5 protein-coding genes and 1 pseudogene are annotated in these 6,966 nt (G+C 65.5%); 5 read left to right on the top strand and 1 reads right to left on the bottom strand.

The genetic code is table 11. From position 1 onward, the window contains the following. Nucleotides 1-81 precede the first annotated feature (81 nt). The 5 genes and pseudogenes from I5M_RS29895 to I5M_RS15975 all read left to right on the top strand — a co-directional run bounded on the left by I5M_RS29895 (nucleotide 82) and on the right by I5M_RS15975 (nucleotide 6,622). Nucleotides 82-1,577 (top strand): annotated as a pseudogene (locus tag I5M_RS29895) (CoA-acylating methylmalonate-semialdehyde dehydrogenase). Nucleotides 1,578-1,589: 12 nt separating this feature from the next. Further along, nucleotides 1,590-2,735 (top strand): isobutyryl-CoA dehydrogenase, encoded by a 1,146-nt coding sequence (locus tag I5M_RS15990; RefSeq protein ID WP_022722314.1) that lies wholly within the window; start codon nucleotides 1,590-1,592, stop codon nucleotides 2,733-2,735. Next, nucleotides 2,732-3,805 carry an enoyl-CoA hydratase/isomerase family protein gene (locus tag I5M_RS15985; protein ID WP_022722313.1) on the top strand — a complete coding sequence of 358 codons (1,074 nt, stop codon included), beginning with the start codon at nucleotides 2,732-2,734 and terminating at the stop codon, nucleotides 3,803-3,805. The genes I5M_RS15990 and I5M_RS15985 overlap by 4 nt, the downstream gene beginning before the upstream one ends. Before the next feature lie 34 nt (nucleotides 3,806-3,839). Continuing rightward, nucleotides 3,840-4,727 carry a 3-hydroxyisobutyrate dehydrogenase gene (gene mmsB / locus I5M_RS15980; protein ID WP_022722312.1) on the top strand — a complete coding sequence of 296 codons (888 nt, stop codon included), beginning with the start codon at nucleotides 3,840-3,842 and terminating at the stop codon, nucleotides 4,725-4,727. Nucleotides 4,728-4,903: 176 nt separating this feature from the next. Beyond that, nucleotides 4,904-6,622 carry an AMP-binding protein gene (locus I5M_RS15975; protein ID WP_031336613.1) on the top strand — a complete coding sequence of 573 codons (1,719 nt, stop codon included), beginning with the start codon at nucleotides 4,904-4,906 and terminating at the stop codon, nucleotides 6,620-6,622. A 23-nt stretch (nucleotides 6,623-6,645) separates the two neighbouring features. On the opposite strand, the gene I5M_RS15970 is transcribed toward I5M_RS15975, so the two are convergent. Beyond that, on the bottom strand, nucleotides 6,646-6,966 hold a 321-nt coding region (locus I5M_RS15970; protein ID WP_031336612.1), incomplete at its 5' end, for a transposase.

Raw genomic sequence — 6,966 nt, 5'->3', positions numbered from 1 at the left:
AGGGGAGCTGCGCGGCTGCCCCTTTCCCAAACAGGCAAAAATTGGTTCAAGGGGGCAGAACAGACTCTCCAGGAGGAACGCATGCGCACGATCGGTCATTTCATCGCGCAAAGGAGGTCGCGGGCAAGTCGGGTCGCTTTGCCGACGTGTTCGAGCCGATGACCGGTGAGGTCCAGGCCAAGGTTGCGCTCGCCACCAAGGCCGAGATGCGCGCTGCGGTCGAAAATGCCGCCGACGCCCAGGTGGCGTGGGGCGCGACCAATCCGCAGCGCCGCGCCCGGGTGCTGATGAAGTTTCTCGAACTTGCGCAGCGCGATTACGACAAGCTCGCCGAGTTGCTGGCGCGCGAGCACGGCAAGACCATTCCGGACGCCAAGGGCGACATCCAGCGCGGCCTCGAGGTCGTCGAATTCGCCTGCGGCATCCCGCATCTGATGAAGGGCGAGTACACCGAGGGCGCCGGCCCCGGCATCGACATCTATTCGATGCGCCAGCCGCTCGGCGTCGTCGCCGGCATCACGCCGTTCAACTTCCCGGCGATGATTCCGATGTGGAAGTTCGCCCCGGCGATCGCCTGCGGCAACGCCTTCATCCTCAAGCCCTCGGAGCGCGATCCCGGCGTGCCGATGGCGCTGGCCGAGCTGATGATCGAGGCCGGCCTGCCGCCGGGCGTGCTCAACGTCGTCAATGGCGACAAGGAAGCTGTCGACGCCATCCTCGACGATCCGGACATCCGCGCTGTGGGCTTCGTCGGCTCGTCGCCGATCGCGCAGTACATCTACGAGCGCTCGGCCGCGACCGGCAAGCGCTGCCAGTGCTTCGGCGGCGCCAAGAACCACGCCATCGTGATGCCCGACGCCGACATGGACCAGACCGTCGACGCGCTGATCGGCGCCGGCTATGGCTCGGCCGGCGAGCGCTGCATGGCGATCTCGGTCGCGGTGCCGGTCGGCAAGGCCACCGCCGACAAGCTGATGGAAAAGCTGATCCCGCGCGTCGAGTCGCTGAAGATCGGCCCGTCGACCGATCCGACCGCCGACTACGGTCCGCTGGTGACCAAGGAAGCGCTGGAGCGGGTCAAGAACTACGTCGAGATCGGCGTCAAGGAGGGCGCCAAGCTCGCCGTCGACGGCCGCGGCTTCAAGATGCAGGGCTACGAGAACGGCTTCTACATGGGCGGCTGTCTGTTCGACAACGTTACCAAGGACATGCGGATCTACAAGGAAGAGATCTTCGGCCCGGTGCTGAGCGTTGTGCGCGCTAACGACTACGCCGAGGCGCTGGCGCTGCCGTCGGACCACGACTACGGCAACGGCGTCGCGATCTTTACCCGTGACGGCGACGCTGCCCGCGACTTCGCCGCCAAGGTCAATGTCGGCATGGTCGGCATCAACGTGCCGATCCCGGTACCGATCGCCTACTACACGTTCGGCGGCTGGAAGAAGTCCGGCTTCGGCGACCTCAACCAGCACGGCCCGGATTCGGTGCGGTTCTACACCAAGACCAAGACCGTCACCTCGCGCTGGCCGTCGGGCGTCAAGGAAGGCGCGGAGTTCAGCATTCCGCTGATGAAGTAAGCGCGGGCTGCGATGCAGTTCGATCTCAACGAAGACCAGCGCGCCATCCAGCAGATGGCGCGCGATTTCGCGGCCGAGAAGATCGCGCCCCATGCGCTGAAGTGGGACGAAGACAAGCACCTGCCGCTGGACGTGATCAGGCAGGCGGCTTCGCTCGGCATCGGCGGCATTTACATCAAGGACGACGTCGGCGGCAGCGCGATGACGCGGCTCGACGCTGCGCTGATCTTCGAAGCGCTGGCGACCGGCTGCCCGGCGGTGTCGGCGTTTATCTCCATCCACAACATGGCCGCGTGGATGATCGACAGCTACGGCAACGAAGACCAGCGGCAGCGCTGGTTGCCGAAGCTGTGCAACATGGAGCTGATCGCCAGCTATTGCCTCACCGAGCCTGGTTCGGGCTCGGACGCCGCGGCGCTGCGCACCCGCGCGGTGCGCGACGGTGATTACTACGTGCTCAACGGGCAGAAGCAGTTCATCTCCGGCGCCGGCGAAAACGATCTCTACGTGACCATGGTGCGCACCGGCGCCGATGGGCCGTCGGGCATCTCGACGCTGGTGATCGAGCGTGACACGCCCGGCCTGTCGTTCGGCGCCAACGAGCGCAAGATGGGCTGGAACGCCCAGCCGACCCGCGCGGTGATGTTCGACAATGCCCGGGTGCCGGTGGCCAATCGCCTCGGCGATGAGGGGATCGGATTCAAGATCGCGATGGCCGGGCTCGACGGCGGCCGGCTGAATATCGGCGCGTGTTCGCTCGGTGGTGCGCAGGCCGCGCTCGACAAGGCGCTCAGCTACACCAAGGACCGCAAGGCGTTCGGCAAGCGGCTCGACGAATTCCAGGCGCTGCAGTTCAGGCTCGCCGACATGGCGACCGAACTTGAAGCCGCACGCACGCTATTGTGGCGGGCCGCGGCGGCGCTCGACCGGAAGGATGTCGACGCCACCAAGCTGTGCGCGATGGCCAAGCGCTTCGCCACCGACGCCGGTTTCGAAGTCGCCAATCAGGCGCTGCAGTTGCACGGCGGCTACGGCTATCTGGCCGAATACGGCGTCGAGAAGCTGGTGCGCGATCTGCGGGTCCACCAGATCCTCGAAGGCACCAACGAGATTATGCGGTTGATCGTGGCCCGCAAGCTGCTCGAGGGAAATCGATGAATATCGCGGTGACCGAGCCGGACCTGATCGTCCGCCGCGAAGGCTCGGCCGGCGTCATCCGTCTCAACCGTCCCAAGGCCATCAACGCGCTGACGCTGGAGATGACCCGCGGCATCGACAAGGCGCTCGATGAATTCGGCGCCGATCCGGACGTTGCGCTGATCCTGGTCGAGGGAGCCGGCGAACGCGGTCTGTGCGCGGGCGGCGACATCGTCGGGCTCTACAACAGCGCCCGCGAAGGCGGCGACCTCGGGCCGGTGTTCTGGCGCGAGGAGTACATCGTCAACGCGCGCATCGCCAAGTACGCGAAGCCATATGTCGCCTTCATGGATGGCCTGGTGATGGGCGGCGGCGTCGGCATTGCCGGTCACGGCAGCCACCGCATCGTCACCGATAAGACCAAGATCGCCATGCCGGAAGTCGGCATCGGATTTTTTCCGGATGTCGGCGGCACCTGGTTGCTGACCCGCGCGCCTGGCGAGATCGGCACGTACTTCGCGCTGACGGCCGAGATCATGAGCGGCGCCGACGCCATCCATGCACGCTTCGCCGACCTCTATGTGCCGACGTCGCGCTGGGCGGAGCTGCGCCAGTCGCTCACCGATGCGCCGCGTGGCGCCAGTGGCGATCAGGTCAGCGGCCTGATTGCGCGCTTTGTGGAGACGCCTGCGCCCGGGCCGGCTCAGCAGAATCAAGCGATCATCGATCGTTGCTTCGCAGGTGACACGATCGAGAATATCTTTGCGGCGCTGGAACGCGACGATTCCGACTTCGCCGCAGCCGCGCTGAAGACAATGCGGACCAAGTCGCCAACCAGTTTGAAGGTGACGCTGAAGTTGCTGCGTCAGGCGCGTGTGGCACGATCACTCGAAGAATGCCTAGTGCACGAATATCGCGCGGCGCTGCAAGTGTTCGTCAGCGAGGATTTCGTCGAGGGCGTGCGTGCCGCGGTGATCGACAAGGATCGCAATCCGAAGTGGCGGCCTGCTAGTATCGCCGAGGTCACGCCGGAGATCGTAGATCGTTACTTCGCCGATCGCGACGCACAAGAATTGAAATTTCCCGGCTAAAGACCGGGAGCATCGGGGAACGAAGGGGAGGGACATGACGAACATCGCATTCATCGGTCTCGGCAATATGGGCGGCCCAATGGCCGCCAATCTGGTCAAGGCCGGCTTCAAGGTGAACGGCTTCGATCTCGTCGCCGCATCCTGCGACGCTGCAAAAGCTGACGGCGTCGAGATCGCGCAGACCGCGATCGATGCCGTGAAAGGTTCAGACGTCATCGTCACCATGCTGCCGGCCGGCAAGCACGTGCTGGCGGTGTGGAACGAGATCCTGCCGCACGCCGACAAGGGCGTGCTGATCATCGATTGCTCGACCATCGATGTCGACAGCTCGGTGCAGGCGCACGCGCTTGCCGCCAAGCACGGCGCTGCGTCCGTCGACGCGCCGGTCTCGGGCGGCACCGGTGGCGCCAAGGCGGCGACGCTGACCTTCATGGCCGGTGGCAGCGACGCGGCGTTCGCCGCGGCCAAGCCGGTGCTGGAGAAGATGGGCAAGAAGATCGTCCATTGCGGCGGCGCCGGCGCCGGCCAGGCGGCGAAGATCTGCAACAACATGATCCTCGGCATCTCGATGATCGCGGTCGGCGAAGCCTTCACGCTCGCCGAAAAGCTCGGCCTGTCGCATCAGGCGCTGTTCGACGTCGCCTCGACCTCGTCGGGCCAGTGCTGGTCGCTGACGACCTATTGTCCGGTGCCCGGCCCGGTGCCGACCTCGCCGGCCAACAACGGCTACAAGCCGGGCTTCGCCTCGGCGCTGATGCTGAAGGACCTCAAGCTGTCGCAGGAGGCGGCGAAAACCTCCGGCGCCGCTACCCCGCTCGGCGCCCACGCCGCGGAGCTTTACACGGCGTTCGAACAAGCCGGCCACGGCGGCACGGACTTTTCCGGGATCATCAACTACCTGCGCGAGCAGGGAAGGAAGTAGTAGCCTGCACTGAGTCGTCATCCTGAGGTGCTCGCCCGCAGGGCGAGCCTCGAAGGATGCGGCTCCGAGTGCCTGCGGCCATCCTTCGAGGCCTCGGCTTCGCCCTGCGGGCTTCGCCGCGGCACCTCAGGATGACGTCTCGTTTGTAGTTGCTCTTTCAGAACAATGAGGGCGTCATGACCACATTTCAGCAAGCCCGTACTTTCCTGCTCGACCACCGCACCGACTACGCCGCCGCGGTGGCGGGCTTCAAATGGCCCGATCCGGTGCCGTTCAACTGGGCGCTCGATTGGTTCGATGCCGAATTGGCCACCAACGCCGACAGTCGTGATCGGCCGGCGCTGTGGATCGTCGACGGCGCGAGTGGCGCCGAGATTAAGCCGACCTTTGCGCAGCTTTCCAAACGCTCCAACCAAGTCGCCAATTATCTGCGTAGCAAGGGTCTCAAGCGCGGCGATCACTTGTTGCTGCTGCTCGGCAACGTGGTGCCGCTGTGGGAGACCATGCTGGCGGCGATCAAGCTCGGCCTGGTCACCATCCCGGCGACGACGCTGCTGACGGCCGACGAGCTACGCGATCGTCTCGATCGCGGCCGCGCCAAGGCGGTGGTGGCGGCGCCCGATCAGGTCGCCAAGTTTAAGGCGCTCGGCGGCGACGATCTGCTCCGCATCGTCGTCGGCGACGCGCAGGACGGCTGGCTGAGCTTTGCCGAAACCGGGCAGGCGGCGGACACGTTCACGCCGGACGGGCCGACGCAGGCTGACGCTCCGATGCTGCTGTATTTCACCTCCGGCACCACGGCGAAGCCGAAGCTGGTGCGGCACAGCCAGCGCAGCTATCCGGTCGGCGGCCTGTCGACGATGTACTGGCTCGGCCTGCAGCCGGGCGACGTCCATCTCAACATCTCCTCGCCAGGCTGGGCCAAGCACGCCTGGAGCTGCTTCTTCGCGCCGTGGAACGCCGGCGCCACCGTGTTCGTCGTCAACCAGCCGCGGTTCGATGCCAAGAGTCTCTTGACGACGATCGGCCGCTGCGGCGTCACCACGCTGTGTGCACCGCCGACGGTGTGGCGGATGTTCATCCAGGAGAAGCTCGCGGACTACAAGGTCAGCCTGCGTGAAGTCTGCGGCGCCGGCGAGCCGCTCAATCCGGAAGTCATCGATCAGGTCAAGGCCGCCTGGGGCGTCACCATCCGCGACGGCTACGGCCAGACAGAGACCACCGCGATGGTCGGCAATTCGCCGGGACAGGCGGTGAAGATCGGCTCGATGGGCCGGCCTCTGCCGGGATACACCGTCCGCATCACCGACGCCGACGGCCATCCGGCTAGAGAGGGCGAGATCACCTTGTTACTTGGCGATGCGCGTCCGGCGGGCCTGATGCAGGGCTACCAGGGCGAGGGCGGCAAGCTTTCCGGCGCCGAGGGCGATGCCTATCGCTCCGGCGACGTCGCCTTCGCCGACGACGATGGTTACCTGACCTTCGTCGGCCGCACCGACGACGTGTTCAAGTCGTCGGACTATCGCATCTCGCCGTTCGAGCTCGAGAGTGTGCTGCTCGAACACGATGCGGTCGCCGAAGCCGCGGTGGTGCCGAGCCCCGATCCGATCAAGCTGGCGATCCCGAAGGCCTATGTGCTGCTGACCGCCGAAGCCGAGCGTTCGCGCGACACCGCGCTATCGATCTTCCGCCACATGCATGCACGGATGGCGCCGTTCAAGCGCATCCGCAAGCTCGAGCTGGTCACCGAACTACCCAAGACCATCTCCGGCAAGATCAGACGCGTCCAATTGCGCCGACTCGAGCACAGCGACGATCGCGGCGATCATCTCCGCGGCCTCGAGTTTCGCGAAGAGGATTTCCCGGAGCTGAAGGCGGCGCCGGCGAAGGAGTGAGGGGCGATATCGCGTAGCAACCATTAAAGCGCGATAGGGTTTTCCACCCATGGGGAGCCGCGCTGGACGACGGTGTTGGCGTAGATGAGAAGCTTGCGAGCACAGGCGACGAGGACGTAGTTGTGTGCATGGCCTCGAGCTCTGTGATGGGCGTAAAAAGCGCACAGGGCCTTGTTCCAGCGGAAGGAGGCCGGCAGCGCTGCGGCGAACAGCGAGCGCCGTAAGCGGGCTCGGCCGCCGCCGATATGGCGCTCTCCCTTGTGCTTGCCGCTTTCATCGTCGAACGGCGCCAAGCCGGCGAGAGCCGCGGCCTTTTCTCGGCTGATTTGGCCGAGTCGGCATGC

Origin of the sequence: Rhodopseudomonas sp. B29, assembly GCF_000333455.1 — a bacterium.
Lineage (GTDB): Bacteria > Pseudomonadota > Alphaproteobacteria > Rhizobiales > Xanthobacteraceae > Rhodopseudomonas.
This window is presented reverse-complemented; position numbering and strand designations above follow the sequence as displayed.

Coding starts and splice junctions, on each gene's coding strand:
- I5M_RS15990 (WP_022722314.1), top strand. CDS start 1,590: ATGCAGTTCGATCTCAACGAAGACCAGCGCGCCATCCAGCAGATGGCG.
- I5M_RS15985 (WP_022722313.1), top strand. CDS start 2,732: ATGAATATCGCGGTGACCGAGCCGGACCTGATCGTCCGCCGCGAAGGC.
- mmsB (WP_022722312.1), top strand. CDS start 3,840: ATGACGAACATCGCATTCATCGGTCTCGGCAATATGGGCGGCCCAATG.
- I5M_RS15975 (WP_031336613.1), top strand. CDS start 4,904: ATGACCACATTTCAGCAAGCCCGTACTTTCCTGCTCGACCACCGCACC.